Here is a 26536-nt window from a genome sequence, read left to right as displayed (position 1 = left end):
CCGTTCATGGCGCCCGAGCAGTTCCGCAACGGCACGGCGACGGCGGCCACGGACGTGTTCGCCCTCGGCTCGGTGCTCGCCTTCGCGGCCACCGGACGCGGGCCGTTCGGTGCGGACTCCTCGCACGCGGTGGGCTTCCGGGTCGTCTACGAGGAGCCGGACCTCGCCGGGCTGGCGCCGGAACTGTATCCGCTGATCACCGGGTGCCTGGCCAAGGACCCGGAGCAACGGCCCACGGTGGAGGGGCTGTTGAGGGTGATCAGGGAGAGCGTGCGGGAGCGGACGGTCCAGCTGCGGACGGGACCGGTGGCTCCGGCCGCGCCACCGGCCGTCGGCACGCCGACGGCCCCCGGCCCGGTCGCCCCGGCGCCGGTGCTGCCGCCGGCGGCACCATCGGTGCCGCCTGCCGTGGCTCCGTACCCGCCGACCGTCGCCGCCGGCCGGCGCCGCCCGCGGAAGGCGCTGATGATCGGCTCCGCCGTGGCCGCCGTCGTGGTCGCCGCGGCGGGCACGCTCGGCTACGTCACCTGGCAGGACCGGCAGCGGGATGCCGGGCGGACCGGGCCGTCCGCGCTCGCCTCCGGCGTCACCTGCGCGCCGGCCGGCAGGGCCACGCTCGGGGCGGACGGCCCGGAGGCCGCCCTCGTCCAGCAGTGGACGGCGGACTTCGGCAAGGCCTGCCCGGATGACCAGGTCACCCTCGAGCCTCCGGCCGGCGCCTTCGAGGATCCGTTCAAGTCCGCCAACGCGAGCCACTTCGCCAACGGTGAGGTCGACGGCGCGAGCTTCGACACCTCTCTGACCGACCAGCAGGCCGTCCAGTACGGCAAGCACTGTGCCGCCGGTCGGATGTCCCAACTCCCGGTCACCGTGGTCCCGGTCGCGGTCGTCTTCAACGTTCCCGGGGTGACGGACCTGGTGTTCGACGCCCCGACGCTCTCCAGGATCTTCCAGCGCCGGATCGAGACCTGGAACGATCCGGCGATCAGGGCGCTCAACCCGGCCACGGTGCTGCCGAGTTCCCCGATCGACATCCGGGTCCCGTCCGGCCTGGCGTGGTCCGGTTACGTCTTCCAGCAGTACCTCAGCAAGGCCGGCGGCTGGCCGTACGAGGTGGGCGCGGTCTGGGACTCCACGTTGAAGGCCACGCCCGGTACGACCGAGGCGAGCATCCCCGGCGCCGTCGCCGGCGCCGCCGGGTCGATCGGCGTCGTCCCGCTGAAGGACGTGGGAAACCTCCACGCGGCCCGGGTGCGGACCGGTGACTCCGACGTGGCCCCGAGCGTCCCCGGCGCCGAAGCGATGGCCGCGACCGCCACGGTGGACACCTCGGACAGCAGGCTGTCGGTCGAGCTCGACTACCAGAAGCCGGTGAAGGGCGGATATCCCGTGGTCGGATTCGGCTACCTCGGCTTCTGCGAGCGCGGCGGGGGCTCCGCCGTCCTGGCGAGCCTCGCGTCCTACGCGGTCAGCGGGCCGGGCCGGGCGACGGGCGAGTCCCTGAAGTACGGCACCCTGCCCCCGGCCCTGACCCAGCAGGTGCAGAGCGCCCTGGCCGGGCTGCGGTCCGAGTAGGGCCGGCGTGCCCGGACGGCCTTCGGCCGTCCGGGCACGCGAACGGTTCCGCCGCCGTGTTACTCGGCGACGAGCTGGACCTTGTCGGCCTGCATGCCCTTCTGGCCCTGGACGGCCTCGAAGGTGACCTTCTGGCCCTCCACCAGGGACTTGAAGCCGCTTCCCTCGATCGCCCTGAAGTGCACGAACAGGTCGGGGCCGGACTCCGGGGTGATGAAGCCGTAGCCCTTCTCGTCGTTGAACCACTTCACGGTGCCGTTCTGGCGGTCGGCCATGCCCACTCCTCGGGATCGGATCACACTGTCCCACGATCTTCTCACGGAGCGGGTTTCAGCCGACACGAAGAGTAGTGGATGCCGGGATGTCGCGCGCCGAGGCGTGCAGCAGCAGGTCGCGCAGGGCCGCGGCGGGTTCCGAGGGGTCGACGGGGGTGAGGACGACCTGGTCGGCGGTGGTGGAGGGGCCGGTGAGGGGAATGACGCGCAGGCCGGGGGGCTGGTGGTCGAGGGCGGATTCGACGGTGATGCCGATGCCCGTGCCCGCGGCGACGTGGGCGGCGATGGCGTGGACGCTGTCGGCGGTGCGGATGATGCGCAGGTCGGCTCCGCCGATCCGGAAGGCGGACAGGAGGCGGTCGCAGAGGCCGCTGTTGATCTGGTGGGGCCAGGTGAGCAGGCCGGTGGTGGAGAGTTCGGCGGCGCTCAACTCGGCGCGGTCGGCCAGCGGGTGAGCCTCGGGGACGAGGGCCGTGAACCGCTGGGTGGACAGCACCCGCGCGCGGACGCCGGTGACGCCGTCGGTCGCCCAGCCGATGCCCAGCCCGATCGTCTCCGCCCGCAGGGCGGTGAGCAGGGCGGTGGTCGGCATCGGCTCGGGCACGATCGTCACGCCGGGGAAGCGCTCGCGCAGTTGCGGCAGGCAGCGCAGGAGCAGCTGGTGGCTGGTGTATTCGGCGTGGCCGACGACGAGCGTGGTGCCGCTCCGGTCGCCGGCGGCCAGGGCGCGCCCGCGCTGCTGGAAGCGGCGCAGCTGGGCGAGGGCGGCGTGGGCGTCGGGCAGCAGTTCGGCGCCGAGGTCGGTGAGGGACACCCTGCGGCTGGTGCGGTGGAACAGCCGCCCGCCCAGGGCGGTCTCCAGCCGTCGGACGGCGTCGCTGACGGTGGGCTGTCCCCGGTGCAGGCGGGCGGCGGCGCGGCCGAAGTGCAGTTCTTCGGCGACCGCGACGAATGCTTCCAGTTCGATCCTGTCCACGGAGCCAGGCTAGGGCCTCGTCCGGCGCGATCGATCGGTACGGCCGATCGCTGCGCGCCGATCTTCGGCGTTGATGCCGTGCCGCGCGCAGGCTGGGATGGGTGGCGAGCAGGGATTCCCCACCGACGGAAGCAGTGGATCGACATGGCATTCAAGGACGTTGACCGTGAGCAGGACGAGCCGACGGTCGCGGTGACGGTGGTCTACCACTCGGTGCACGGACACACCCGGGTCCTCGCCGAGCACCTCGCCGAGGGCGCGCGACTGGTGCCGGGCGCCGAGGTGCACCTCGCCGAGCTCCGGGCCGAGGACGTCAACGCGGGCCGCTGGCACGACCCGGAGGTGCTGGCGCTGCTCGCCCGCTCCGACGCGATCGTGTTCGGCTGCCCGACGCTGATGGGCAGTGTCTCGGCGGTGTTCAAGGCCTTCATGGAGGCCGCGTTCACGCCCTTCGTCACCCAGGGGTGGAAGGACAAGCTGGCCGGCGGGTTCACCATGTCCGCCTCGCAGAGCGGCGACAAGCTGGCCGTCCTCCAGCAGCTGGCGGTGTTCGGCGCGCAACTGGGCATGCAGTGGATCGGCGTGGCCGACATGCCGGGCAACAACTGGAGCGGCGGCACCCGCGACGACCTGAACCGGCTGGGTTCCTGGCTGGGCCTGATGAGCCAGAGCCACGCCGACCTGGGCCCGGAGCAGGCCGGATCGCGCGGCGACCTGCTCACCGCGCAGCGCTACGGCGAGCGGATCGCCCGGTTGACCCAGCGCTGGGTCAACGCCGCGCCGTACGAGACCCCGCGGATGACCGAGCACGAGGCCCGCGCCCTGTCCGCCTCGCTCCGCGAGGCGGACACCGCACCGGTTGGGCACTGACGTCGGCCGGGCGCTGACGTCGGGGTACGTTGACGTCGGCGGGGCGCTGCTGGTGGACCCGCCCGCCCGGAGGACACCGCCGCGGAGTGTGGCGGCACCTGCGCGCCCCACGGCGCGATGACCAGTGGGCCCCGTCCGGGTGGCCGGGCGGGGCCCCTTCGCTACGCCTCCGGCCGCGGGTCGATCGGGGCGAGGGTGCCGAGCCGGTCCTCGACGTGCTGGGCGGCGGCCAGGCAGAGGTCCTCGCGGAACGGGCGCCCGATCAGCTGGACGCCGGCGGGCAGGCCGTCGGCGTCCAGGCCGGTCGGGACGGCGACGGCCGGGACGCCGACGAAACTGGTGACCGAGCAGAGCCGCATCGCCGAGGCGACGCGGTCCCGCCCGGCCTGGTCCCGGGACTCCAGGCCGGGTTCGACCGGCGGCTCGGTGAAGACCGGGCCGAGCAGCAGCGGGTACGCCTCCAGGAACTCCGTCCAGGAGCGGCGGATGTTCATCCAGGTGCCCATGACCGCGATCAGCCCGGCGGCGTCGACGGGCGGGACGCTGCGCATGGTCAGCTCGATGTAGCGGTCCCCGCCCTCGCCCAGCAGTTGTCGTACGGCGGGCCAGCCGGGGGCGAACTCGGTGTTGGTGAGCCGGGTGTAGGCCTCCATTCCCTCGTCCAGCCGGGGGACGTCCGGGACCTCGTCCACCCGGTACCCGGCGTCGCGCAGGGCCTCGGCGGCGGCCTCGACGGCGCGGCGGACGGCGGGGTGGACGCCGTGGCCGCCCGGGTCGGCGACCACGGCGACCCTCGGCGGGTTGGTGAGCGGCTCTCCGTACAGCGGTGCCGGGACGGCGCGCGGGTCGCGGGGATCCGGCCCGGCCAGGGTCTCGTACGCGAGCCGCAGATCGGCGACCGTGCGGGCCAACGGCCCGTCGGTGACGAGGAGTTGGGATGCCGGTCCGGGATCGTCCGGGCCCAGCATCCGCTGGTCGGCGGCGAACCGGCCGGTCGTCGGCTTGAGTGCGGCGACCCCGTTGAAGGCGGCCGGGATGCGGAGCGAGCCGCCGGAGTCGTTGCCGAGTCCCAGCGCTGCCATGCCGGTGGCCACCGCCACGCCGTCCCCGCCGCTGGTGCCGCCGGGGGTGCGGGCGGCGTCCCACGGGTTGCGGGTGTCGCCGTACAGCTCGCTGCGGGTGTGCATCCCGGCCAGGATCAGGGTCGGCATGTTGCTGTGCCCGATCGGGATCGCCCCGGCGGCGCGCAGCCGGGCCACCGGGACGGCGTCGGCGGGGGCGACCAGCTCGCGGAAGCGCGGCGTGCCGAAGGTGGTCGGGACGCCCTCGATGCGGGTGCACTCCTTGACCGTGAACGGCACCCCGGCGAGCGGGCCGAGCCGCTCGCCGGCCGCCCGGGCCCGGTCGGTCTCCTGGGCGGCGGCGCGGGCGCGGTCGGCGAGGAGCTGGGTGACGGCGTTCACCCGCGGGTTGACCTCGGCGATCCGGTCGAGGTGGGCGTCCACGACCTCGCGTGCGGACACCTCGCCCCCGCGGACGGCGGCGGCGATGGCGGTGGCGGGGAGTTTCCACACGGGGGCTCCTGGGTTCGTTCCGATGCGGTTGCATCGGAACCATAGCGGGGGAACCGATACGCTTGCATCGGAATACTTTGGGATCACGGACGGGAAGTGCGGGAGCGGTATGCCGAAACAGGTCGACCACGAGGAACGGCGCCGCCGGATCGCCGAGGCCGTGTGCGCGCTGATCGACGCCCAGGGCCTCGAAGGGGTGACCCTGCGGGACGTCGCCACCAGGGCGGACGTCTCCATGGGCGCCGTCCAGCGCTGCTTCCGCACCAAGGAGGAGATGCTGCGGTTCGCCCTCGGCCACATCGGCGCACGCGTCACCGAACGCGCCCACGGCCGGGTCGTCGGCAGCCCCGCCCAGTCCGCCGCCAGCACCGTCGGGCACGTGGCCGGCGAGGTCGCACTGCTGGGCGACGAACACCGGGCCGAAGCGCGGACCTGGCTCGCCTTCCTCGCCGCGGCGGCCGTCAGCCCGGCCCTGGCGGCCGGCCTGCGGAGCAGCTACGCCGACCTCGAAGGGCTCCTCGCACGGCTCGTCGCCGAGGCCTCGGACACCGTCGACGCCCGGCGCGAGGCCCGCACGCTGCTCGCCCTCGCCGACGGGCTCACCGCCCACGTGCTCATCGGCCACCGGACGGCGGCCGAGGCGGAGGACCTGCTGCACACGCACCTGGCCGGGGTGTGGGAGGCGGCCGCCCGTCCCGCCGCCGACCGCTGAATCCCCGTTGCCAGGGGGCGGGCGTTGCCGCGAGGATCTGTTCGTGGCCGAGACGTCCGAGACGGTGTTCGAGGGGCCCGCGGGGGCCGAGCTGAAGCCCTACCCGAAGATCCCCGCCCGGGGTCGCTCCGGCGCGCCCGGCAGCCGCGAATGGACCGCGGCGGAGAAGGTGCACGGCGCGCACTTCGCCGTGGTCTGCGACGGCCCCTCCGTACGGCCCGCCAAGCGGCGCGACCTGCTGGGCGACGAGGAACTCGACGCCTTCTTCGGAGTGAGCCGGATCTGGCCGCAACTCCTCGTCGCCGCCGGGCGCTTCGCGGCGGTCCTGCGGGCGACCCGCGGGGAATCCGCCGTCGTCACCGTCTACGGCGAGCTCGCCGGCGGCCGCTACCCGCACCCCGACGTGCCCGCCGTCACCGGGGCCGAACCCGTACAGACCGGCGTCTGGTACGCCCCCGGGCTGCGGTGGCTCCCCTTCGACGCGACGGTGGAGACAGCCGAAGGGCGGTGGTGGATCCCCGACCGCGAACTCCGGTCCGCCGCGTCCGCCGCGGGCCTCAGCTGCGTGCCCCTGCTCGGACACGGCTCCCTCAACGCGTTGCAGGACCTTCCGGTCGCCTTCCCGAGCCGGGTCCCGGCCCTGCTCGGACTCCCGGAACTGGCCGACAACCTCGCCGAGGGGTACGTGCTCAAGCCGGCGGGGGAATGGCGCGAGTCGGACACCGCCCGGCCCGTCATCAAGGTCAAGCAGAAGGCCTTCGCCGAGGACGACCGCTACGACGGCGCCCGCCCCTACCTCCCCCCGCCGGAAGGCGCCGCGGGCGTCCCGGCCTGGCTCCTCGTCCAGGCCTCCGCCCTCCTCACCCCCGCCCGTGCGGCAGCCGCCGTCAGCAAGCTCGGCCCCCGCACACCGGCGGACACGGTGGCGGCGGAGATCGTCCGCGACGTGGCCGACGAACTCTCCGAAGCCCTCGGTGGGCTGGAACCCCCCACCCTGGAGGCGCTCCGGCACGCCCTCGAACCCGCCGTCCTCTCCCTCGCGGCCTTCGACGCGGCGGACCGGCGATGACGCCGGGCCCCGGGCCGGGAAAGAAGTTTCCGACCGATGTCGAAGCCCGTCCCGCCGCTCCGACCGAGAGGTGACAGCGCGCCGAAGGGGTGCGTGGGACGACGGAGGAGAACGACCGTGAAGTACGTCGCGATGATCTACGGCAACCAGGCCAAGTGGGACTCCTTCCCCGCCGAGGCCTGGCCCGAGGCGATCGCCAAGCAGGAGGCGTTCAATGCCGAGTACCGGGAGACCGGCGAACTCATCGGCGCCTACGGGCTCGCGGACGCGGCCGCCGTGCAGCTGGTTCGGCGCGCCGAAGGGGTACCGGTGATCACCGACGGGCCGTACCTGGAGACCAAGGAGTACCTGGCGAGCTTCTACCTCCTGGACTGCGAGAACCTGGAGCGCGCCCAGCAGATCGCCGCCCGCATGCCGTTCGCGGACCAGGAGCCGGTGGAGCTGTGGCCGATCCTCCACGAGTCGCCGGCGAACGGGTGAGCATCCCCGCTGCCGCCGTCGAGGGCCTGCTGCGCGAACTGGCGCCGCAGGTCCTCGGCGTGCTCGTACGACGTCACGGCGGATCCTTCGACGCCTGCGAGGACGCCGTACAGGACGCGCTGCTCGCCGCCGCCGTGCAGTGGCCGGCGGACGGGGTGCCGGAGAGCCCGCTCGCCTGGCTGGTCACCGTCGCGGGCCGGCGGCTGATCGACGGGGTGCGCAGCGAGGCGGCCCGTCGGCGACGGGAGGAGGCGATCGCGCTGGCCACGCCTCAGTCGGCCCTGCTGGCGCCGGCGGCCGACGCCGCCGATCCGGGCGCCGACGACTCGCTGGCCCTGCTGTTCCTCTGCTGCCACCCGGCGCTGTCCGTGCCGAGCCGGATCGCGCTGACGCTGCGCGCCGTCGGCGGCCTGACCACGGCGCAGATCGCCGCCGCCTTCCTGGTGCCGGAGGCGACCATGGGGCAGCGGATCAGCCGGGCCAAGCAGACGCTGAAGGCCGCGGGCGGCGGGCTGGCGCTCCCGGAGGGCGAGAGCGGGGCGGAGCGGCTGCGCGAGGTGCGGCACGTGCTCTACCTGATCTTCAACGAGGGCTACACGGCCAGCGGCGGCGAGGAGTTGACCGCGCCGCGGCTGGCCGCCGAGGCGATCAGGCTGACCCGGCTGCTGCCGCGCCTCACCCCCGGCGACGCCGAGACGGCGGGCCTGCTCGCGCTGATGCTGCTCACCGACGCCCGCCGCGCCGCCCGTACCGGGCCGTTCGGGGAGCTGGTGCCGCTGGAGGAGCAGGACCGCGCCCGCTGGGACGGTGAACTGATCGCGGAGGGGCTGGAGTTGCTGGCCTCCGCGCTGCCCTCCGGGAGGGCCGGGCCGTTCCAGGTCCAGGCCGCGATCGCCGCCGTCCACAGCGAGGCGGGCACGGCGCAGGCCACCGACTGGCCGCAGATCCTCGCACTGTACGACCTGCTGCTGCGCTTCGACGCCAACCCCGTGGTCGCCCTCAACCGGGCCGTCGCGGTGGCCGTGGTCCACGGCCCCGCGGCCGGCCTGGCCCTCCTCGACGACCTGGCCACCGACAAGCGCCTCACCCGCCACCACCGCCTCCTCGCCACCCGGGCCCACCTGCTCGCCCGCCAGGGCACGGCCCCGGAAGCCGCCGCCCACGTCTACCGCGAGGCGGCCTCCCGAACGCCGAGCGCCCCGGAACGGCGCTACCTGACCGACCGGGCACACCGGGTCCTGGACGAGGCGTGACCGCGCAGGAAACCCGCCCACCCGACCTTCCGCCCCCGAGCCCACCTGCCCGCCCGTGTGCCCGCCCCCTCCACACGACCTCGAAGCCGCCGTCTACGAGCGCCCCGGGAGCCGCGGCACCTGGCGGCCCGGGGCGGGTGCGCGGGAAGTCGGCCCGCCCGACTTTTCGTGCGCGGGTCCGCCTGCCGGACGGTGGGGGCCTCTCGAACGAGGCCCGGCACCGGCGACGTGGTACCCGGAGCAGGTCTGGCGATGTCTGCTGGCCTGCTGCTGGCAGCGCCTCGCACAGGACGAGGCATCGCAGGGGAGTGGGCCCGGCCGACTTCCGGGGCCGGGGGGGTTCGGAGGGGACGGCGGCCGACTTCCCCCGGGGGCCGGCCTTACCGGACGTTGTCGAGCCAGCTGAGGAGGCGGGTGCCCTCGCGGGTCATCAGGTCGGGGTCGCGGAGGGCGTTGGTGAGGAGGGACATGCCCTGGTAGGCGGCGATGAGGGTGACGGCGTTGCCATCGGGGTCCGCGGTGCCGAGGGCGTGGAACTGGGCGGTGGTCCAGTCGAGGAGGCGGCGGATGACCTGGGCGGCGGTGTGGTCGAGGCCGCCCGGGGTGCGTTTGTCGAGTTCGGCGGCGAGGGTGCCGGTGGGGCAGCCGTAGCGGGCGGCGGTCTCTCGTTGGGAGAGCCAGGCGTGGACGAGGGCCTTGAGGCGGGCGCGCGGATCGGGGAGGCGGTCGAGTTCGTCGGTGAGGGCGGTGAGCCGGGCGGCGTGTTCGGTGAGGGCCGCTTCGACCAGGTCGTCCTTGGTCTTGAAGTAGTAGTAGACGTTGCCGACGGGCACGTCGGCGGCCTTCGCGATATCGGCGATGGCGGTGCGTTCGACGCCCTGCTCGTGCAGGACCCGGGCGGCGGCGGCGCTGAGGCGGCGGCGCTTGGCGGCCGCGGCGGCGGCCCGGGGCGAGCTCGGGGAGCCCTTGGAGGAGTCCTTCGCGGATTGTGAGTCAGTCACCCAACTCACTATAGACAGCGGCCTTCGGGACGGGCTACGGTCGGTGCGGCTCAAGAAGTGAGTCAGTCAACTAACTTGCTATTGGGGGAGCATCATGATCGTTGTCACCGGAGCCACCGGGAACGTCGGCCGCGCGCTGGTCGGCATGCTGGTCGAGGCGGGGGAGCGGGTGACCGCGGTGTCGCGCCGGGCGCCCGAGGGCGCCGGCGGCGCCCTGCCGACCGGGGTGCGGCACGTCTCCGCCGACCTCGCCGACCCGGCCGCGCTGCGGCCCGCGCTGGAGGGGGCCGACGCGCTGTTCCTGCTGGTCGCGGGGGAGGACCCGCTGGGAGTGCTGGAGCAGGCACGGGCGGCGGGGGTCCGCCGGATCGTGCTGCTGTCCTCGCAGGGAGTGGGCACCCGGCCGGAGGCCTACGGGCATCCGGCGGCCTTCGAGGCGGCCGTCGCCGCGAGCGGTCTGGAGTGGACGGTGCTGCGCTCCGGCGGGCTGGCGTCGAACGCGTACGCCTGGGCCGAACCGGTGCGGTCCGGCCGTACCGCGGCCGCGCCGTTCGGGGACGTCGGCCTGCCGTTCGTGGACCCGGAGGACGTGGCCGCGGTCGCGGCGGTCGTGCTGCGGGAGGACGGTCACCACGGCGCCACCTACGTGCTGACCGGGCCCGCACCGGTCACCCCGAGGGAGCGGGCGGCGGCCATCGCGGAGGCGATCGGTGCGGACGTGGACTTCCGGGAGCAGACCGCGGCGCAGGCCCGGGCGCAGCTGGTCGAGGTCATGCCGCCGGCCGTCGCCGACGGCACCCTCGCCATCCTCGGTGCACCCACCCCGGAGGAGCGGCGGCCCAGCCCGGACGTCGAGCGCCTGCTCGGGCGCCCGGCCCGCGACTTCGCCGCCTGGGCGCGCCGGAACGCCGTCGCCTTCCGCTGACTCCGGTGCGTCGGCCGCCGCTTCCGGGTGGCGGTGGCCGAGGCAGCGGTCGAGGCGACGAGTGAGGTGACGACCGAGGTGACCGTCGAGGCGGCGGTCGAGACGGTCGAGGCGACGCGGAAGGTGATCGGCGCCCTCCGCCGTGCGTCGTCCGCCGGTCGAGCCAGGTCATCGCAGGTGCGCAGGCGTCCAGGCGTCCAGGCGCTCGGAGGGCGGGACTCGGAGCCGGGGTTCCGCCCTTCGCCGTGCCCGAAGGGTGCCGCAGGGGGCGCGCGCCGTCCGGCTCCGCGCCGGCTCGCCCGTGCGCGGGGGGTTTTCGGGACCCGCCTCTTATTGTACTGTCCGTCTAATAAGCGGGCGAGCGCGAACCCGCAGGAGCAGGCACCTGGAGGCAGCCATGGCTCTCACCCGGCAGGCGACCGAGCACGGCCACACGGCGGCCGACGACGACGTCTCGAAGCGGCTGCTGGAGTCGGCCGCCACCCTCTCCTTCGACCCCCTGACCGAGATCGACTGGGACGCCCCCCTCCCGGAGGGGCACTACGGCCTCAATCCCGAGTGGAGCACCCTCTACGGCACCCGGCTCTGGGACGAGATGACCGAGCAGCAGCGAGTCACCCTCACCCGGCACGAGGTCTGCTCGATCATGAACACCGGCATCTGGTTCGAGATGATCCTCCAGCAGATGGTGCTGCGCGACCAGTACCTCAAGAACCCCGCCAACGCCGAGTTCCAGTTCGCGCTCACCGAGATCGCCGACGAGTGCCGCCACTCGATCATGTTCGCCCGCGCCTGCCAGAAGATGGGCGTCCCCGCCTACCGGCCCAACCAGGTGATCGCCCAGGCCGGGCGTGCCTTCAAGGCGCTCGCCAAGGGTGAACTCGCCTACGGCGGCATCCTGGTGGCCGAGGAGGTGCTGGACGTCATGCAGCGCGACTGGATGCGCGGCGAGGACGTCCTGGAGATCGTGCGCGGCACCTCCCGGATCCACGTGGTCGAGGAGTCGCGGCACATGAAGTTCGCCCGGCAGGAGATCCGCGAGCGGATGCGCCACGCGGGCCCCGCCCGCCGCCGGACCTCGGCCACCGGCATCGCGATCGGCGCGTACGTCATCGTCAGCAGCATGGTCCACCCGGGCGTGTACAAGGCCGCCGGGGTGGACGTGGCACGGGCGCTCGCAGAGGTGAAGGGCAACGAGCACCGCAAGGCGATGATGCGCAACAGCTCCCGGCACCTGATGGCGTTCCTCGCCGAGGCCGGGCTGCTGACCAGCCGCTCGGCGGCCGTCTACCGCCGCGTGCACATGCTCTGACGACGGACCAGGAAGACGAACCAGCTAGAGCGAGGACCCCACTCCGGCCATGGCCTACGCGATCACCCGTACCTGCTGCAACGACGCCTCGTGCGTGTCCGTCTGCCCGGTCAACTGCATCCACCCGACCCCGGACGAACCGGAGTTCGGCAGCACCGACATGCTGTACATCGACCCGCGGGCGTGCATCGACTGCGGCGCCTGCGCGGACGCCTGCCCGGTGGACGCGGTGTTCCCGGTCGACCGGCTGCGCGGGCCCGACCTCGTCTTCGGCGACCTCAACCGGGACTGGTTCCGCGACCACCCCAACGACCACGCCTGGGGCGCGCCCAGCTTCCCGCGCAGCCTGCCGGGCGAGCTCGGCACGCTGCGGATCGCCGTGGTCGGCACCGGTCCCTCCGCCGGGTACACCGCGCAGGAGCTGCTGCGCTGCACCAGCGCCGAGCTCACCATGATCGACCGGCTGCCGGTCACCGGCGGCCTGCTGCGGCACGGCGTCGCGCCCGACCACCAGTCCACCAAGCGGATCGCGGAGAGCTTCGCGAGCGTCTTCCACGACCCGCGGCTGCGGATGCACCTCAACCTGGACGTCGGCACCGACGTCACCCACGAGGAACTGGCCGCGCACCACCACGCGGTGGTGTACGCGGTCGGCGCGGCCGCCGACCGGCGGCTCGGCGTGCCCGGGGAGGACCTGCCGGGCAGCCTGCCCGCGACCTCCTTCGTCCGCTGGTACAACGCCGACCCCACGGTGCCGGCCGACACCGTGGAGCTGTCCGCCGAGCGGGTGGTGGTGGTCGGCAACGGCAACGTCGCGGTGGACATCGCCCGCATCCTGCTCACCGACCCCGACCGGCTCGCCGCCACCGACATCGCCGACCACGCCCTGGCCGCGCTGCGCCGCAGCAAGGTCCGGGAGGTCGTGCTGCTGGCCCGGCGCGGGCCCGAGCAGGCGGCGTGGACCAGGCCGGAGTTCCTGGCGCTGGGCCGGCTCCCGGGCGTCGAGCTGGCGGTCGAGGACCACCCGCAGGTGCGGGCGGTGATCGAGGCGGCGGCGCCGGACTCCCGGGCCGGACTGCTCGCCGGCCTGCCGCTGGTGCGGCACGACGGGGGTGCGGAGCCGGGACCGGGGCGGCGGATCGTGCTGCGCTTCCTGTCGGCGCCCCTCGAGCTGACCGGGGAGGGCGGCCGGGTCTCCGGGCTGGCCGTCGAGCGGACCACGCTGACGGCGGACGGCGAGCCGGTCGGGGTGGCGGGGGAGACGGACACCCTGCGGGCCGGGCTGGTGGTGCGCTCGATCGGGCACCGGGGCGTGCCGCTGCCGGGGCTGCCGTTCGACGAGCGGACCGGGACGGTGGCGCAGCGCGGCGGACGGGTCGTCGACCCGGCCTCCGGACGGGCGTTGCCGGGCGCGTACGTGGTGGGCTGGGCCAAGCGCGGGCCGTCCGGCGGGATCGGTGCCAACCGGGCCTGCGCCCGGGAGACGGTGGACGCGCTGCTGGACGACGCGGTGGCCCGGGCGCTGCCCGAACCGTCGGCAGGACGGGCGGAGTTCGAGCGGCTGGTGCGGAGGCGCCGGCCGGACGCGGTGGGGCTGAAGGAGCTGCGCGCGGTGGACCGGGCGGAGCGCGAGCGGGGAGCGGCGCAGGGGCGGCCGCGGGTGAAGCTGGCGACGGTGGCGGAGCTGCTGGCGGCGGGTCGGCGGCGCTGAGCCGCGGTCCCTGCGCCGGGCCGCGGCCCCGGGGTCGGCATGCGGGGCGGCGGCCCGCGCGGGGTGGACGCGCGGGCCGCCCGGTTGACGTGCCCGTGACCCGGTGCGCGGGGGCGCGTTGGGTGGATGTGAGTAGCTTTGGGGTGGCGTCGGCGGCGTGGCGTTGGCCAGCCGAAGAAACGATCCTGCACTGCGCAGGGCAGGTGGGGCACCCTCCGGAACCCGACCCGGAGGCGCCCATCTATGCCGAACTGGCGCGCCGGTGGCAGTCGGAGGGGCGGTCCGTGCCCGGACTCCCGGACCCGGTCTGGGAGTCGCTGGCCGCCTCGGTGGCGTCGGCCGTCTCGGCGGCGTCGACCGCCTCGACGGCCCCGATCGCCCGCGAATCCTCGGGCCCGGCGGGATAGGACCGTCCCGGGCGGGCGCCGCTGCGTCCGCTGCTCAGCGCCCGTCCGCGGCGGTGGTCACCTCGATGGCTTGACGGCCGTGTGAACGTACCAGGCGACGTACTCGCGCACGTCGTACATCTCCACCGTCGAACGGAGGTTGAGCCACCGTGCCGGATCGCAGAAGCGGCGCAACAGCTCCCACGGCAGGCGGAAGTACGCGTGCACCGCCTCCGTGGTGGGCGTGTAGTACGGCGTCGCGTCCAGCGCCTCCTCGACCTCGAAGCCGGCCCCGGCGAGCAGCTGCGGCAGGTTGCCGGCGTGGTAGAACCGGGCACCGGTCATGGCCATCGCGTCCAGGTACGGTTCGAGCAACGACCGTGCGGACTCCGGGAGTTCCTCCAGGGGGCCGGTGCTCATCGGGCCGAGCAGCACCAGCCGCCCGCCCGGGCGCAGCACTCGGTGGAACTCGGCCAGGGCGCGGGCCGGCTGGTAGGAGTGGACGAGTGTCTCCATCGAGTAGGCGCCGTCGAACTCTCCGTCCCGGAAGGGGAGTTCGTGGTAGTCGCCCCAGCTGAAGACGGTCCGGTCGGCCAGCGCGGCGCGGGCGCTCAGCCGACGGGCCTCGGCGAGGTGGAAGTCCAGCACGTCGACCCCGGTGACCAGCAGCCCGAACCGGGTCGCCATCGCCCGGGCCACCACCCCGGCCCCGCAGCCCGCGTCCAGCACCCGGGATCCGGCGGGCAGGGCCAGCTTGCGTCCGAGCACGTCCTCCAACTGCCGCTGCGCCCGCCACAGCCGCCACTTGGACTGCCCCGGCTCGGTCCACCCCCAGTGCCGGGCGTTGCGCGCCACCCGGGTGTAGAACCACCGGCTGCCGGCGCGTCCGTACACCCGGCGCAGCGCGGCGAGGTCGAGTTCCTGAGCGGCCATGCGGACACGCTAGCCGCGGGCCGGCGGCCCCTCCCGGCGGCGCCACGGGCTGCTGCGCCGTCGGGAGGGTTCGTACGGTCTTCGGACCGGCTGATCAGCCGACCAGGGGGCCCTTTTGCCACGGGACCCGGGTGTCCCGGCGGCCGGTCGAACACCAGGGCGTCGGACTGCGGGACGTACACGTCGTCCGTGCGGTGAGCGCTTCACCGGGACACCCCGGCGGACTCGGCGGGACGGTACGACCGGCACCCCGCAGCGCGACGTGCCGTCGGCTTCCGAGAGCCGGCGGCACATCGCGGGTCGAGGCTCAGGCCGACCCGGCCGCGCCGCGAAGGATGCCCTGCCCGTCCCGGTCGCGCAGGGCCAGCGCCGCGGGGAGCACCGCCGATGTCAGGGCGATGACCGCGCAGGCGGCGGCGAGCACGCCCATCACCGTCCAGGGGAGGACCGCGGGCGTCGGCCCGACCAGCTCGGTCAGGGCGGCCCAGGAGCCGCCGACGCTGATCGCCGTGCCGAGGACGCCCAGCAGGGTGCCGGCCGCGACGCACATCAGCGTCTCGACGGCGACGGTGCGCAGCACCTGGGCCTTGGTGGCCCCGGCCAGGCGCAGCAGGGAGAACTCCTGCCGGCGGTCGCTGACCGTCATCACCAGGGAGTTGGCCAGCGCGACGGCCGCGTAGCCGATCGCCAGTCCGAGGATCATCAACAGGGCGTTCCAGGAGGCCTGTTCGGTGCTGTCGGAGGCGCTCGTCCAGATGTCCGCGGGCGTGGTGAGCCGGGCGCCCAGCCCGTCCACGGCGCTGTGCAGCGCGGTGGCGGCCTGCCGGGGGTCGGTACCGGGCAGCAGCCGCAGGTCGATCCGGGTGGTCAGGGCCGGGCCGCCGATGCCGCCGGTGACGGCGTCGGGGCCGCTCACCCAGGCCTGGACGGTCTCGGCGCCGGTGCCCAGCAGGGCGACGACCCGAAGGGCCCGCGGGGTGCCGTCGGCCAGCCGGACCGACACCTGCCCACCGACCCGGGGCCAGCCGGGCCAGGTGCGGCTGAGCGCGACCGAGCCGGGCCCGAGGTCGGTGAGCGAGCCGGCGACGACCGGCAGGCGGTCGACCTCGGCCAGCGCGGCCGGGTCCGCGGTGGCGGCGCTGAGCGGCACCAGGGCCTGGCCGGTCGGGTCGACGGTCATCAGCGAGGTCGGAGTGATCGCCAGCGCGCGCACCCCGGGCACGGACCGGACGCGGTCGACCACGGCCCGGCTCAGCCCGGGCGTGCCGGCCGGGGTGACGACCAGGTCGGCGGCGGACAGCTGGTGGCGGACCTCGCTGACCTGCGAGCGGTTGATGGTGTCGATGCTGCCGAGCAGGCACCCGGCGAAGGCGATGACCAGCACCACCGGGGTGGTGGTCGCGGCGGTGCGCCGGAAGGCGGTCAGCGAGCTCTGCCGGGCGGTGGACCAGACGATGCCTCCGCCGTCCTCGGCGGGACGCCCGCGCAGCCGGGCCGTCAGCGCGGGCAGCGCGGTCAGCAGCCGGATCGCCGGGCCGGCCAGGACGGCCGCCAGCAGCACGCAGCCCGCGACGATGCTCAGCAGCAGGCCGAGCGAGTCGGCGGCATTGGCCGCCGCGTCGGGCCAGACGCGGGCCGTCACCACCAGGGCCGCTATGCCGCCGCCCAGCACCAGCAGGCCGCTGACCCAGCGGAAGGCCGGCCCGAGGCGCGAGCGCCGCTCGACGTCAGCCTCGGCGAGTGCCTCGCCGGGGCTGATGAGCCCGGCCTTGACCGAGGAGAGCAGCACGCCGCCGATCGCGGTCAGCAGCCCGATCGAGGCCGCGACCAGCAGCCCCCACCAGGTGATCGGGACGGTGAAGCCGGTCGGCACCATGTCGTGGTCGACCAGCCAGCGGCCGGCCGGGTCCGCCCCGGCCGCGCCGAGCGCGCACCCGGCGGCGGAGGCCAGCACGCCGACCACCAGGGCCTCCCGGTTGACCAGGGCGCGCAGCTGTCGACGGGTGGCGCCGATCAGGCGCAGCAGGGCGAGTTCGCGGCGGCGCTGGGCGATCGACAGCGCGAAGGTGCCGGCCACCACGAACACGGCGGTGCCGCCGGAGACCGCGGCGGACAGGCCGAGCGGGGTCTGTACGTCGTCCAGCCGGGCGCTGACCTCGGCGTGGTGCGGGTCGGCCTGGCTGCGCTCGGCGCCGGTGAGCACCCGGGCGACGGCCGCGCCGCCGGCCGCGTCCACGGCCCGGCGCACGGCGTCGACGGGGCCGAAGGCGGCCAGCACGTCGACGGCGGGGCAGTACCGGGCGGCCTGGGCATCGGTGAAGAAGACGGCCTGTTCGAACGCCTCGGCCTCGGTGACGCCGGAGACCGTCGCGGTGTGCGGGCCGTCGGCGGTGACGTAGCGGACGCGGGTGCCGACCTGTTCCGGGCGTCCGCCGCCGATGACGATCTGGTCGTCGGCGGCGGGGGCGGTGCCGGCGGTGAGCCGGTAGCCGCCGAGGGCCGCCCCGGACCAGGCGCGTCCGACCTGCTCGCGCGGGCCGCCCGCCAGCTGGGCGTAGAAGGTGTGGTCCTCGACGGTCGGGCCGGTCGCGGCGACGGCGGCGAGCAGCGCGGCGGGCAGGCCCGGCTGGGCGGGGACCGGGGTGGGCTGGGGGTCGCCGCCGATCGCGGGCGTGAAGTCGACGTTCAGGTCGGCGCTCACCAGCACCGGGGCCTGCGAGTAGCGCTGGCGGCCCTGGTCGGGGACGTCGGCGGTGGCGGCGATGACCAGGAGCGAGGTGGCCATCAGCGCGACGCCGCAGGCCAGTGCGACGAAGCTGCCGACGAACGAGGCCCAGCGGAGCCGGACGGAGGCGAGGGCGAGGGTCAGCACGCCGCGGCCTCCGGCGAGCGGGTCTCCGGAGAGAGAGCCTCCAGCATGGTCATCCGGGCGGCGACCTGCTCGGGGGTGGGCCGCTCCAGCGAGCCGTCCAGCCGCCCGTCCCGGAGGAAGAGCACCCGGTCGGCGTAGGAGGCGGCGACCGGGTCGTGGGTGACCATGACCACGGCCCGGCCGGGGTCGTCGGCCATCCCGCGCAGCAGGGCGAGGACTTCCCGGCCACTACGGGTGTCCAGCGCGCCGGTGGGTTCGTCGGCGAGCAGCACCGCGGGGCGGGTGATCAGCGCCCGGGCGATGGCGACCCGCTGCTGCTGGCCGCCGGAGAGCTCGCCCGGCCGGTGTCCGGCCCGGTCGGCGAGGCCGACCGCGGCCAGGGCGGCGGTCACTTCGGCGGGCGCGGGGCGGCGGCCCGACAGCTTGGCGGGCAGCGCCACGTTCTGGGCCGCGGTCAGCGCGGGCAGCAGGTTGAAGGACTGGAAGACGAAGCCGATCCGCTCCCGGCGCAGGACGGTCAGCTCCTTGTCGCGCAGCCCGCCGAGGACGGTGCCGTCGACCCGCACCTCGCCGCCGTCGATCGCCTCCAGGCCCGCGGCCGACCTCAGCAGGGTCGACTTGCCGGATCCGGAGGGGCCCATGACGGCGGTGAAGGTCCCGAAGGGGAACCCGACACTCACACCGTCCAGGCCGATGACGGGCTCGGGCCCGCGCCGGTAGGTCCGGCGGACGGAGCGGAGTTCGACGGCAGAGTCCGTGGCGTTCATGATCCCCATCCCACCGCGCCGGACGGGGTCGGCTCAATGAGCTGGGGTTCACTTCCGGGGGTGTAGCCAGCTGCACCCTTCTCAGTCGTGCCCCCGCCACGTCCGCTTCAGCTCCGCCCACCGAGCTGCCTGCTCCGGTGTCAGGGCGCCGCGCAGCTCGGCCAGCTTCAGCAGCTGGGCCTCGGCGTCGGCGCCGAGCGGCTGGGCCTCGGCCCGGTAGTGGTCGACGAGCAGGGCGTCCAGTTCGGGCCGGGTGAGCGCGGGGTCGAGGCGTTGGGCGAGCTTGGCCATGTTGCGGTACGAGCCCTGGAGCAGGAACGGCGGCTCGGTGCGGGCGCGGTCGTCCTGGGCGGCGGAGGCCAGGTAGGCCCGGTTGACGGCCAGGACGGTGGCGCGCAGGTGGAGCAGCCCGGCCAGGACGGCGGTCATCCGCTCCACCTCGGCGGCCGGCCAGGCGCCGGCCAGGGTGCCGCCGGGGGTGCCCGCGGCCCGGGCGAGCAGGGTGTCCAGGTCGGCGCGTTCGGCGGTGACGAGCGGGGCCAGGTGGGGGTTGGCGGGCAGGGCGTTCTCGACGAAGCTGAGCGCGAAGAGGTCCTCGCGCCCGGCGACGGCGTCGCCGAGGTTCCAGACGTCGGCGCGGTTGGCGAGCATGTCGGGCAGCCGGAACAGCCGGCCGGACTCGGTGTACGGGTTGGCGGCCATCACCACGGCGAAGCGCTTGCCGCGCAGGTCCCGCTCGCGGGCCTCGCCGTCCCAGACGCCGTCGATCCGGCGCTGGGCGTCGCACAGCGGGATGAAGCGTTGCAGGAACTCGGGCGAGGTGTGCTGCACGTCGTCCAGGTGGAGCAGCACGTTGTCGCCCGCGTGCAGGGCGAAGTTGAGCTTCTCCAGCTCGCGGCGGGCGGTGGCGTCGGGGGCCCCGGCCGGGTCCAGCGAGGTGACGCGGTGGCCGAGGGCCGGGCCGCTGACCGAGACCAGCAGCAGGCCGAGCCGCTCGGCGAGGTACTCGACCAGGGTGGTCTTGCCGTAGCCGGGCGGGGAGACGAGCAGCAGCAGGCCGCTGCGGTCGACCGGCCCGCCGGAGCCGGCGGTGCCGAGCTGCTTGGCGAGGTTGTCGCCGACCAGCGGCAGGTACACCTGGTCGATCAGCCGGTTGCGGACGAAGCCGTTGAGCGGCGCGGGGCGGTACTGGTCGAGCCGCAGCCGGGCGCGCTCGGCGGCCAGCAGGTCGCCGCGCAGCCGCTGGTAGGCGCGGTAGCCGGGCACCTCGACGGCTTCGAAGTCACGGACCCGGGCGAGCAGTTCGTCCAGCCGCAGGTCCAGCGAGCCGCCGCGGATCCGCGGGTGGTCGCCGAGCAACCCGGTCAACCGGGTGGCGACGGCACCCTCGGCGGGGCGGCGTGGCAGCGACGGGCAGAGCAGCACGGCGGCGGCCTCGGCGAGGTCGCCCGGGTCTGCGTCGGTGGCGGCCGACTCCAGCCAGGCGGCAGCCAGTTGGCGCCGCACGGGGAGCAGCGAGGGCTCCTCGGGCAGGGAGGCGAGCGCGTCCGTCAGTCCGGCGGACTCGGGTGCGGCACGGAACTTCCCCAGCAGTGCGGCCGCACCCGCCGAATGGGCGAAGGTCGGTACGGCGGCCGTGAGTTCGGCCACCAGGTAGTCCCCGGCGCCGGCGCCCTCCGGGGTGAACTCCGCGACGGCGGCGGATAGTTCGGAGGCCAGTGCGGCCAGCGCCGGCACCGGCCCGTACGCCCGGCGGGCCAGGCCGAGCGAGCGGGCCCGGGTGTGCCAGACCAGCCGCTGCCGCTCGTCGGTACCGTGCGCCCAGTACAGCTGGGCCGCCGCCCGGGCGGTCGCAGGGTGGCGCAACAGGCCCGCCCCGGCGCTGAGTTCGAGCAGGGCGCGGAGCACCAGGGTGGCGTCGTGGTCGTGCACCCCGCGCTGGTAGCCCTCGTCCGGGCGCTGTTCGGCGGCCCGGCGGACGTACTCCAACAGGGCGGCCCCGCCCGACAGCGCGTCCGCCGGCAGCGAGTCCGACAGCGAGTCCGGCAGCGAGTCCGACAGGGAGTCCGACAACGCCTCCGGCGAGGCGGCCAGCAGCAGGCTCGCGGCCAGGTACTCGGCGCGGTAGAGCGAGGGCGTCTCGGACGGCAGCGGCCGGGCCCAGAACCGCTCGGTGGCGGCGAAGGCCGGGGCGGTGACGGGGGAGCGGTAGTCGGTGCCGGTGAGGGTGAAGGCGGGGCGGCCGCGCCAGGGCAGCAGGGTGAGTTCGGGGCGCTGGGTGGTGACCGTGAACAGGTGGCGGCCCAGCCGCAGGGTGCCGGGGCCGTCCCCGGCGAGTTCGGCGCGGTCGCGCAGGGCGCGGTGGGCGCGGCCGCGGGCGGCGCGCAGCCGTCCGGTCAGCTCCTCGGCCCGCACCCGGTCGCCGAGTCCGGTCAACTGCCGGGCGAGGTCGCGGAGTTTGACGGCGGTCGGATCGGCGGCCAGGGCGGCGTCGATCTCGGTGGCGGTGCCGAGGGCGGCGAGGCGCCGGTGCAGGGTGTCGAGGACGCGCTCGGCGGAGGCGGCCAGTCGGTCGGCCCGGCGGGCCCGTTCCTCCAGCAGGTGCTGGTGGCGGGCGGTGAGCGCGTCGTGGATCTCGGTGCGCCGCTCGGCGAGCTGTTCGCCGAGCGCCGGGTCGGCGTCGGCGAAGCGGGTCTCCAGCTGCTCGATCCGCAGCAGGAGCCGGCCGAGCTGGTCGTCGCAGGCCTCGGGGGTGTCGGCGGCGGCGAGGGCCGCGGTGACGGCCTGGGCGAGCAGCGCGGTCTCGGCGGCGAACTCGGCGGCGGCCTCGCGGGTGCGCAGCTCCCGGCGGCGGACGGCCAGTGTGGTGCGGGCCCGGTTGAGCAGAGCGAGCACGTCGGCGAGCCGGTCCAGGATCGCGGTGCGGGTGGTGGCGTCGGCCAGGTCGAGGGTGCCGACCAGCTCGGAGACGGTCTGCAGGGCCTCGCTCTGCTCGCTCAGTCGCTCCGCCAGCGGTTGCGCCTCGGCGGCGGTGGCGATGGCCGCGCAGTGCTCGGCGAGTTCGCCCGCCCGGCGCCGGTGCGGCTCGAAGGCGGCGGGTTCGGCGAGCTGGACCACCGCCCGGTCGGCGGCCTCGGCCAGCCCCCCGGCGAGGTGCTCGGCGAGCGCGTCGATCCGCTGCCGGTCCACCCGCGGCAGGTCGCGCAGCGCCTCGACCCGGCCCTGGGCGCGGCGCAGTGCGGCCAGCCGGTCGACCCACTCGGCGGCGTCGGCGAGGGTCTCGCCGCGCGCGGTGCGCAGCAGGCCCTCGACGTGCTCGGCGGTCTCCTCGGTGCGGGCCGCGGCGTGCGCGGTGAGCTGGGCGATCGCCTCGTACTCGGCGATCACTCGCCGGGCGGTGTCGCGGATCTCGGCGAGCGGGGCGGCGAGGTCGCCGAGGCCGTCCTGGCCGAGCCAGTGGTGCCGGTCGGTGGTGCGGGTGCAGGCGGCGAGCACGGCCCGGTGTCCGGCCGGGGTGTCGGCGCCGGCCGCGGCCAGCCGGGCCAGGGCCAGGCAGTCGGCCAGGCCGCGGACCAGGTCGGCGTTGCCGATCCGGGCCAACGGGCCGGTGCCGGGCGGTTGTCGGGCGGCGTGGCGCTCACTGGTGAACGGGGTCCGCCACAGCTGGACGGGGTGCAGCCGGGTGGGGCCGTCCCCGGCCGGGCGCAGCGCGATCAGGGTGCCGTCGTCGAGCAGCGCGTAGCCCTGGCAGGGGAGCGGGGCGGCGGCCTCCTGGCGGACGGAGTTGTACGGCTGGAGCAGTGCGCGCCCGTCGGCGGGGGAGCGGAACTCGTACAGCACGTCCTCGCCGTTGGGGGAGAGGAGGGTGCGCTCGTACAGCAGGCCGTCCACCGGCTGGTCGAAGACGCGCACGGTGCCGTCGGCGAGGTGGCAGCCGCCGGGGAAGGCCACGCCCTGGTCGGCGGGCAGCCGCAGGCAGGCCTGGCCGAGCGCGTCGATCCGGGTGACCCGGCCGGTGGGCAGGTGGACCACCAGGTGCCGGACGGTCTCCTCCTGGTACGGGCGCACCCGCACCAGCAGCAGGGTGGCGAGCCGGGCGTGGGCGACCTGGGCGTCGGCGAGGGTCTGCAGGGCCTCGGCGAGCGGCTCGTGGTGGAGTTCGCGGCCGTCGGGGGTGGTGAGGGTGAGCCGGCCGCCGTCCACGCCGAGGTGGAGTTCCCCGGCGAGGCCGGCGCGCGGCGCGGCGCCGGGGGCGGCGGGCAGCTGGTCGTCCCGGGTGAGCGGCGTCCAGTCGAGCTGCTGGCCCTCGGCGGGGGCGTGGTCGCGCTCGCCGCGCCCGTCCTGATAGTCGACCCGGTCGTCGTCGAGGCGCCAGCGCAGCACCCGGACGTCCGCGGCGGCCGGGCCGGTGCGGAAGACGGCGAGCAGCCGGCCGCCGACCGGGCGCAGCCGCTCCAGCCGGGCGTCGCGGAAGTAGCGGCGCAGGTCGGCGAGGTCCTGGCGCAGCCGGGGGTCGTCCAGCAGGGTGCCCTCGGTGGGGGCGGGGGACAGGTCGGGGTGGTGGAGGCCGAGGACGTCCCCGGCGGCCTCGGCGGTGTCGGCGCCGTCGGCGGAGGCTTCGGGCCGGGTGCCGAGCAGGAGCATCCCGCCGGCGGCGGTGAGGTCCTGCGGCAGGCAGGGCCGGGCGGTGGTGAGCCGGCCGGTGCCGGTGAGCCGCAGCTCCCCGCCGCCGAACTCATCGACCCGGCGGGCGTTCAAGGCCCTTGCGCGGTCGGCGAGTTCGGCGGCGGCCCGGGCGAGCCGGTCGCGCAGGACCTCGTAGGTGCCGGCGTCGAGCCGGGTGTCGGAGGCGTCCACGATCAGTTCCTCGGGTGCTCAGCGGGTCGTTACTTGGAACCGTTCACGGAAGCGGCGGACAGCGCCCCGATCGGCGTCTCGGCGATCCCCAGCGCCGTGGCAGAGTCCAGCAGTTGCCGCAGCTGCCCGGTCTGCTCGCCGCCGCTGCCGATCAGCTTGAGCAGCAGCGCGGACACCGTCAGGTTCTGCACGTCCGCGGTGGACACCGAGGACAGCACCCGGGTGAGGTCCTCGGTGAAGCTGGCCCGTCCGTCCAGCCACGGCCCGGCCAGGGCCTGGGCGGTCTGCGAGTGGCCGACGAAGGCGTCCACGCTCTTGCCGGCCGTCACCGACTGCACCAGCTTCTCGAAGAACACCGAGTCCCCGCCGACGATGTCGATCTTCGCCTTCTCCAGGCCGGTCGCGACCAGTGCGGCCTGCGCCTCGGCGATCTGCCGCTGGGCCTCCAGCCCGGCGAGGCGGACGTCCTTCTCGGCGGCCAGCCGCAGCCGGTACTCCTCGTGCTCGCGCGAGGCCTCGTCCAGCTTGGCCATCGCCGCGGCCTTCTCGGTCAGGCCCTCGGCCTCCGCCTTCAGCTTGGCGCCGATCTCCAGCGCGGCCGCCTTGGCCTTCTCGGCCTGCACCGCGGCCTCGGCACGGCCGACCTTCTCCACCGCCGCGGCCTCCTGCTCCCGCACCTGCACCCGGGCCAGCCCCTCGGCGGCGGCCTCCGCCCGGACGCCCTCGGCCAGCTTGACCTTGGCGGCCGCGTCCAGCTCGGCGGCCTGCTGCCGGGCCTCGGCCAGCACCAGCGACTCGCGGGCCTTGTGCGAGGCGGCCTGCTCGGCGGCCTCGGCGGCCTTGATGTCCTTGACCAGCTTCTCCTGTGCCTCCGCCTCGGCCTGGATGACCACGGCCTTGCGCACCCGCTCGGCCTCCTCGGTGGCCCGCAGGGTCTTGACGGCCTCCTCCTGCTCGGCGACGGTGCGCTCGACCGCGACCCGCTCGCGGACCACGTCGGCGACCTCCCGGCGGCGCGACTCGACCTCCTTGGTCTTGGCCATCACGGCGAGTTCCGTCTCCCGCTCGCGGCCGACGACCTCGAGCAGGCGGTCCTTCTCGATCCGCTCGTTCTCCACCGCGATCACCCGTTCGCGGTTCTTCTGCGCCACCGCGACCTCGCGGGCCTGGTTCTCCCGCTGAACCCCGAGCAGCTCCTCGGTGCGCAGGAAGGCGGTCTGGGCGTTGAGCCGCTCCTCCTCCTGCACCCGGGCGATCACCGCGTCCTCCTTGGCCCGCAGGGTCTCGATCTCGCGGCGCTGGCGGATCTCGGCGTCGGCCTGGCGGCGTTCGAGCTCCAGGACGGTCTCCCGGGCGTCCACGTTCTGCCGGGTGATCTCCTTCTCCTCGTTGCGCTGGTACTCGTTGGTGCGCACGTGCTCGATCGCGGTCAGCTCCGTGATCTTGCGGATGCCCTGGGCGTCCAGGATGTTGTCGCCGTCCAGCTGGTTCATCGGGGTCTGTTCGAGGTGGTCGATGGCCGCGTCCTCAAGGGTGTAGCCGTTGAGGTCGGTGCCGATGACCGCGATGATCTGGTCCCGGAACTCGTGCCGGTGGGTGTACAGGTCGGTGAAGTCCAGCTGCTTGCCGACGGTCTTGAGCGCCTCGGCGAACTTGGCCGCGAAGAACTCCTGGATCGCCTGCGGGTCGCTGGCCCGGACGGTGCCGATCGACTGCGCCACCTTGACGACGTCCTCGACGGTCTTGTTCACCCGGACGAAGAAGGAGATCCGGATGTCCGCCCGGATGTTGTCCCGGCAGATCAGGCCGTCCCGGCCGGCCCGGTGGATCTCCACCGTCTTCGCCGTGATGTCCATCAGCTCGGCCTTGTGCAGGATCGGCAGGACGATCGCACCGGTGAAGGTGACGTCCACCTTCTTCGTCCGGGAGACGATCAGGGCCTTGCCCTGCTCGACCTTCTGGAACAGGCGGCCCACGAAGAGCAGGACGGCGAGCAGGATGAGCAGCACGACGGCGACGAGTACGCCGAAACCCACGGCGATGGTGTCCATCACGGAGTCCTTTGACGAGATGGTGGTGCGAAGCGGTGTGTGTGGATTCGCGGAACCCGGCGAGCCGGCGGTCCGTCAGGGACCCGGCGGGGAGGGGTCGAACGGCGCGACCAGGAAGTGCTCGCCGTCCGCGTCGTAGTCGTAGATCAGCGCGGTGCGCCCGGCCGTCAGCCCCGGCTCGGGGTCCGGGGTGCGGACCTGGACGGTCGCGGTGGAGCCGTCCGGGGCGGTCACCTCGGCCTGCCCGAAGTCGGCGGTCACCCGGCCGGTGCGGATCACGCAGACCCGGCCCACGAAGTCGCCCCGGGTGACCGGCCGGTCCTCCGGGAACAGCCGCCGCAGCGGTCGGACGAGCACCAAGGTGCCCGCCCAGGAGGCGACCAGCGCGACGGCGAACACGCCGCCGCGCGCGGGTGCCCCCGAGGTGAGGACGGTGCCGGCCAGGCTGACGAACCAGGCGAGCGCGACCAGCAGCGAAACCGCCACCGTCGCGGGCACCCCGCCCAGCCCCAGCGCGTCCAGCACGCCCGCGTGGTGGCCGGTGGGGTGTTCCCCGTGCGCGCCGTGCCCGCCGGACGGCCCGTGGGTCACGCTCCCCCCGACACCGTGCCCCCCGGCACCGTGTCCGACGTGACCCACCGGGCCCACGTGCCCGGCGTGCCCGGCACCCAGGTGGTGCCCGACGCCGTGCCCCCCGTGCAGGGCGTCGAAGCCCAGGCCGCCGATCAGCATCAGCAGCCAGTACCCGATGACCACCACCAGCGCGAAGCTGAACAGCGCCGTCGGAAAGGCCAGCGCGGCCGCGAAGAAGTCCCCCGTCCCGGCCATGCCCCCCGCCTTTCCCCCGGCACCGCACATCGGCGCCGGGGAGATCATGGCAGCGGGGGAGGCGCCCGCACATTGCCAGGATCCGGCAATCTTTACGGCCTCTTGACAC

At 74.9% G+C, this 26536-nt stretch carries 20 protein-coding genes; 10 read left to right on the top strand and 10 right to left on the bottom strand.

Annotated features, from left to right (window positions below; all coding sequences use genetic code 11):
• Nucleotides 1–1575 (top strand): substrate-binding domain-containing protein (locus ACH4J0_RS14840; RefSeq protein ID WP_396239957.1); only part of this gene is annotated, 1575 nt, incomplete at its 5' end.
• 59 nt (nt 1576–1634) lie between these two features.
• On the opposite strand, the gene ACH4J0_RS14835 is transcribed toward ACH4J0_RS14840, so the two are convergent.
• Together ACH4J0_RS14835 and ACH4J0_RS14830 are read right to left on the bottom strand one after the other, a co-directional pair.
• Nucleotides 1635–1850, bottom strand: a complete 216-nt coding sequence (locus ACH4J0_RS14835; RefSeq protein ID WP_396239955.1) for a cold-shock protein — start codon at nt 1848–1850, stop codon at nt 1635–1637.
• 55 nt (nt 1851–1905) lie between these two features.
• Entirely contained in the window at nt 1906–2826 is a 921-nt protein-coding gene (locus ACH4J0_RS14830; RefSeq protein ID WP_396239953.1) for a LysR substrate-binding domain-containing protein, read from the bottom strand.
• Nucleotides 2827–2970: 144 nt separating this feature from the next.
• Between ACH4J0_RS14830 and ACH4J0_RS14825 the strand changes: the two genes are divergently transcribed.
• Entirely contained in the window at nt 2971–3696 is a 726-nt protein-coding gene (locus ACH4J0_RS14825) for a flavodoxin family protein (protein WP_396239950.1), read from the top strand.
• Between the two features lie 161 nt (nt 3697–3857).
• On the opposite strand, the gene ACH4J0_RS14820 is transcribed toward ACH4J0_RS14825, so the two are convergent.
• On the bottom strand, nt 3858–5270 hold the full coding sequence (locus tag ACH4J0_RS14820; RefSeq protein WP_396239948.1) for an amidase: 1413 nt from the start codon (nt 5268–5270) through the stop codon (nt 3858–3860).
• Between the two features lie 109 nt (nt 5271–5379).
• Here ACH4J0_RS14820 and ACH4J0_RS14815 point away from each other — a divergent pair, with 109 nt between their 5' ends.
• The 4 genes from ACH4J0_RS14815 to ACH4J0_RS14800 all read left to right on the top strand — a co-directional run bounded on the left by ACH4J0_RS14815 (nt 5380) and on the right by ACH4J0_RS14800 (nt 8784).
• On the top strand, nt 5380–5982 hold the full coding sequence (locus ACH4J0_RS14815) for a TetR/AcrR family transcriptional regulator (RefSeq protein ID WP_396239946.1): 603 nt from the start codon (nt 5380–5382) through the stop codon (nt 5980–5982).
• A gap of 43 nt (nt 5983–6025) precedes the next feature.
• Complete coding sequence (locus tag ACH4J0_RS14810; RefSeq protein ID WP_396239944.1) at nt 6026–7051, top strand: RNA ligase family protein; 1026 nt, start codon at nt 6026–6028, stop codon at nt 7049–7051.
• 117 nt (nt 7052–7168) lie between these two features.
• Complete coding sequence (locus tag ACH4J0_RS14805; protein ID WP_396239942.1) at nt 7169–7531, top strand: YciI family protein; 363 nt, start codon at nt 7169–7171, stop codon at nt 7529–7531.
• Nucleotides 7528–8784, top strand: a complete 1257-nt coding sequence (locus tag ACH4J0_RS14800) for an RNA polymerase sigma factor (RefSeq protein WP_396239940.1) — start codon at nt 7528–7530, stop codon at nt 8782–8784. The genes ACH4J0_RS14805 and ACH4J0_RS14800 overlap by 4 nt, the downstream gene beginning before the upstream one ends.
• A 380-nt stretch (nt 8785–9164) precedes the next feature.
• On the opposite strand, the gene ACH4J0_RS14795 is transcribed toward ACH4J0_RS14800, so the two are convergent.
• A complete protein-coding gene (locus ACH4J0_RS14795; RefSeq protein WP_396239938.1) occupies nt 9165–9785 on the bottom strand; it encodes a TetR/AcrR family transcriptional regulator in 621 nt (206 codons plus the stop codon).
• Between the two features lie 94 nt (nt 9786–9879).
• Between ACH4J0_RS14795 and ACH4J0_RS14790 the strand changes: the two genes are divergently transcribed.
• From ACH4J0_RS14790 to ACH4J0_RS14775, 4 genes are all read left to right on the top strand, one after another.
• Entirely contained in the window at nt 9880–10710 is an 831-nt protein-coding gene (locus ACH4J0_RS14790; RefSeq protein WP_396239936.1) for an SDR family oxidoreductase, read from the top strand.
• 397 nt (nt 10711–11107) lie between these two features.
• Nucleotides 11108–12022 carry a diiron oxygenase gene (locus tag ACH4J0_RS14785; RefSeq protein ID WP_396239934.1) on the top strand — a complete coding sequence of 305 codons (915 nt, stop codon included), beginning with the start codon at nt 11108–11110 and terminating at the stop codon, nt 12020–12022.
• 49 nt (nt 12023–12071) lie between these two features.
• The gene (locus ACH4J0_RS14780) at nt 12072–13733 is read left to right on the top strand and encodes an FAD-dependent oxidoreductase (protein ID WP_396239932.1); all 1662 of its coding nucleotides are present in this window, start codon (nt 12072–12074) and stop codon (nt 13731–13733) included.
• 284 nt (nt 13734–14017) lie between these two features.
• Nucleotides 14018–14140, top strand: a complete 123-nt coding sequence (locus tag ACH4J0_RS14775; RefSeq protein WP_396239930.1) for a hypothetical protein — start codon at nt 14018–14020, stop codon at nt 14138–14140.
• A 57-nt stretch (nt 14141–14197) separates the two neighbouring features.
• On the opposite strand, the gene ACH4J0_RS14770 is transcribed toward ACH4J0_RS14775, so the two are convergent.
• The 6 genes from ACH4J0_RS14770 to ACH4J0_RS14745 all read right to left on the bottom strand — a co-directional run bounded on the left by ACH4J0_RS14770 (nt 14198) and on the right by ACH4J0_RS14745 (nt 26427).
• Complete coding sequence (locus tag ACH4J0_RS14770; RefSeq protein ID WP_396239928.1) at nt 14198–15052, bottom strand: methyltransferase domain-containing protein; 855 nt, start codon at nt 15050–15052, stop codon at nt 14198–14200.
• 307 nt (nt 15053–15359) lie between these two features.
• Nucleotides 15360–17924 carry an FtsX-like permease family protein gene (locus ACH4J0_RS14765; protein WP_396239926.1) on the bottom strand — a complete coding sequence of 855 codons (2565 nt, stop codon included), beginning with the start codon at nt 17922–17924 and terminating at the stop codon, nt 15360–15362.
• Nucleotides 17918–18691 (bottom strand): ABC transporter ATP-binding protein, encoded by a 774-nt coding sequence (locus ACH4J0_RS14760; RefSeq protein ID WP_396239924.1) that lies wholly within the window; start codon nt 18689–18691, stop codon nt 17918–17920. Before ACH4J0_RS14760 ends, ACH4J0_RS14765 begins: the two co-directional genes overlap by 7 nt.
• 81 nt (nt 18692–18772) lie before the next feature.
• A complete protein-coding gene (locus tag ACH4J0_RS14755; protein ID WP_396239922.1) occupies nt 18773–23548 on the bottom strand; it encodes a DNA repair ATPase in 4776 nt (1591 codons plus the stop codon).
• Between the two features lie 29 nt (nt 23549–23577).
• The gene (locus ACH4J0_RS14750) at nt 23578–25599 is read right to left on the bottom strand and encodes a flotillin family protein (RefSeq protein ID WP_396239920.1); all 2022 of its coding nucleotides are present in this window, start codon (nt 25597–25599) and stop codon (nt 23578–23580) included.
• Between the two features lie 75 nt (nt 25600–25674).
• The gene (locus tag ACH4J0_RS14745) at nt 25675–26427 is read right to left on the bottom strand and encodes a hypothetical protein (protein ID WP_396239918.1); all 753 of its coding nucleotides are present in this window, start codon (nt 26425–26427) and stop codon (nt 25675–25677) included.
• Between the last annotated feature and the right edge of the window lie 109 nt (nt 26428–26536).

The sequence above is a fragment of the Kitasatospora sp. NPDC017646 genome (genome assembly GCF_044329365.1).
GTDB lineage: Bacteria > Actinomycetota > Actinomycetes > Streptomycetales > Streptomycetaceae > Kitasatospora.
This window is presented reverse-complemented; position numbering and strand designations above follow the sequence as displayed.

Bases quoted from the DNA above. Each gene is read 5' to 3' on its own strand.
- ACH4J0_RS14835 (WP_396239955.1), bottom strand. From the start codon at position 1,850: ATGGCCGACCGCCAGAACGGCACCGTGAAGTGGTTCAACGACGAGAAG.
- ACH4J0_RS14825 (WP_396239950.1), top strand. From the start codon at position 2,971: ATGGCATTCAAGGACGTTGACCGTGAGCAGGACGAGCCGACGGTCGCG.
- ACH4J0_RS14815 (WP_396239946.1), top strand. From the start codon at position 5,380: ATGCCGAAACAGGTCGACCACGAGGAACGGCGCCGCCGGATCGCCGAG.
- ACH4J0_RS14790 (WP_396239936.1), top strand. From the start codon at position 9,880: ATGATCGTTGTCACCGGAGCCACCGGGAACGTCGGCCGCGCGCTGGTC.
- ACH4J0_RS14785 (WP_396239934.1), top strand. From the start codon at position 11,108: ATGGCTCTCACCCGGCAGGCGACCGAGCACGGCCACACGGCGGCCGAC.
- ACH4J0_RS14780 (WP_396239932.1), top strand. From the start codon at position 12,072: ATGGCCTACGCGATCACCCGTACCTGCTGCAACGACGCCTCGTGCGTG.
- ACH4J0_RS14770 (WP_396239928.1), bottom strand. From the start codon at position 15,052: ATGGCCGCTCAGGAACTCGACCTCGCCGCGCTGCGCCGGGTGTACGGA.
- ACH4J0_RS14760 (WP_396239924.1), bottom strand. From the start codon at position 18,691: ATGAACGCCACGGACTCTGCCGTCGAACTCCGCTCCGTCCGCCGGACC.
- ACH4J0_RS14750 (WP_396239920.1), bottom strand. From the start codon at position 25,599: ATGGACACCATCGCCGTGGGTTTCGGCGTACTCGTCGCCGTCGTGCTG.
- ACH4J0_RS14745 (WP_396239918.1), bottom strand. From the start codon at position 26,427: ATGGCCGGGACGGGGGACTTCTTCGCGGCCGCGCTGGCCTTTCCGACG.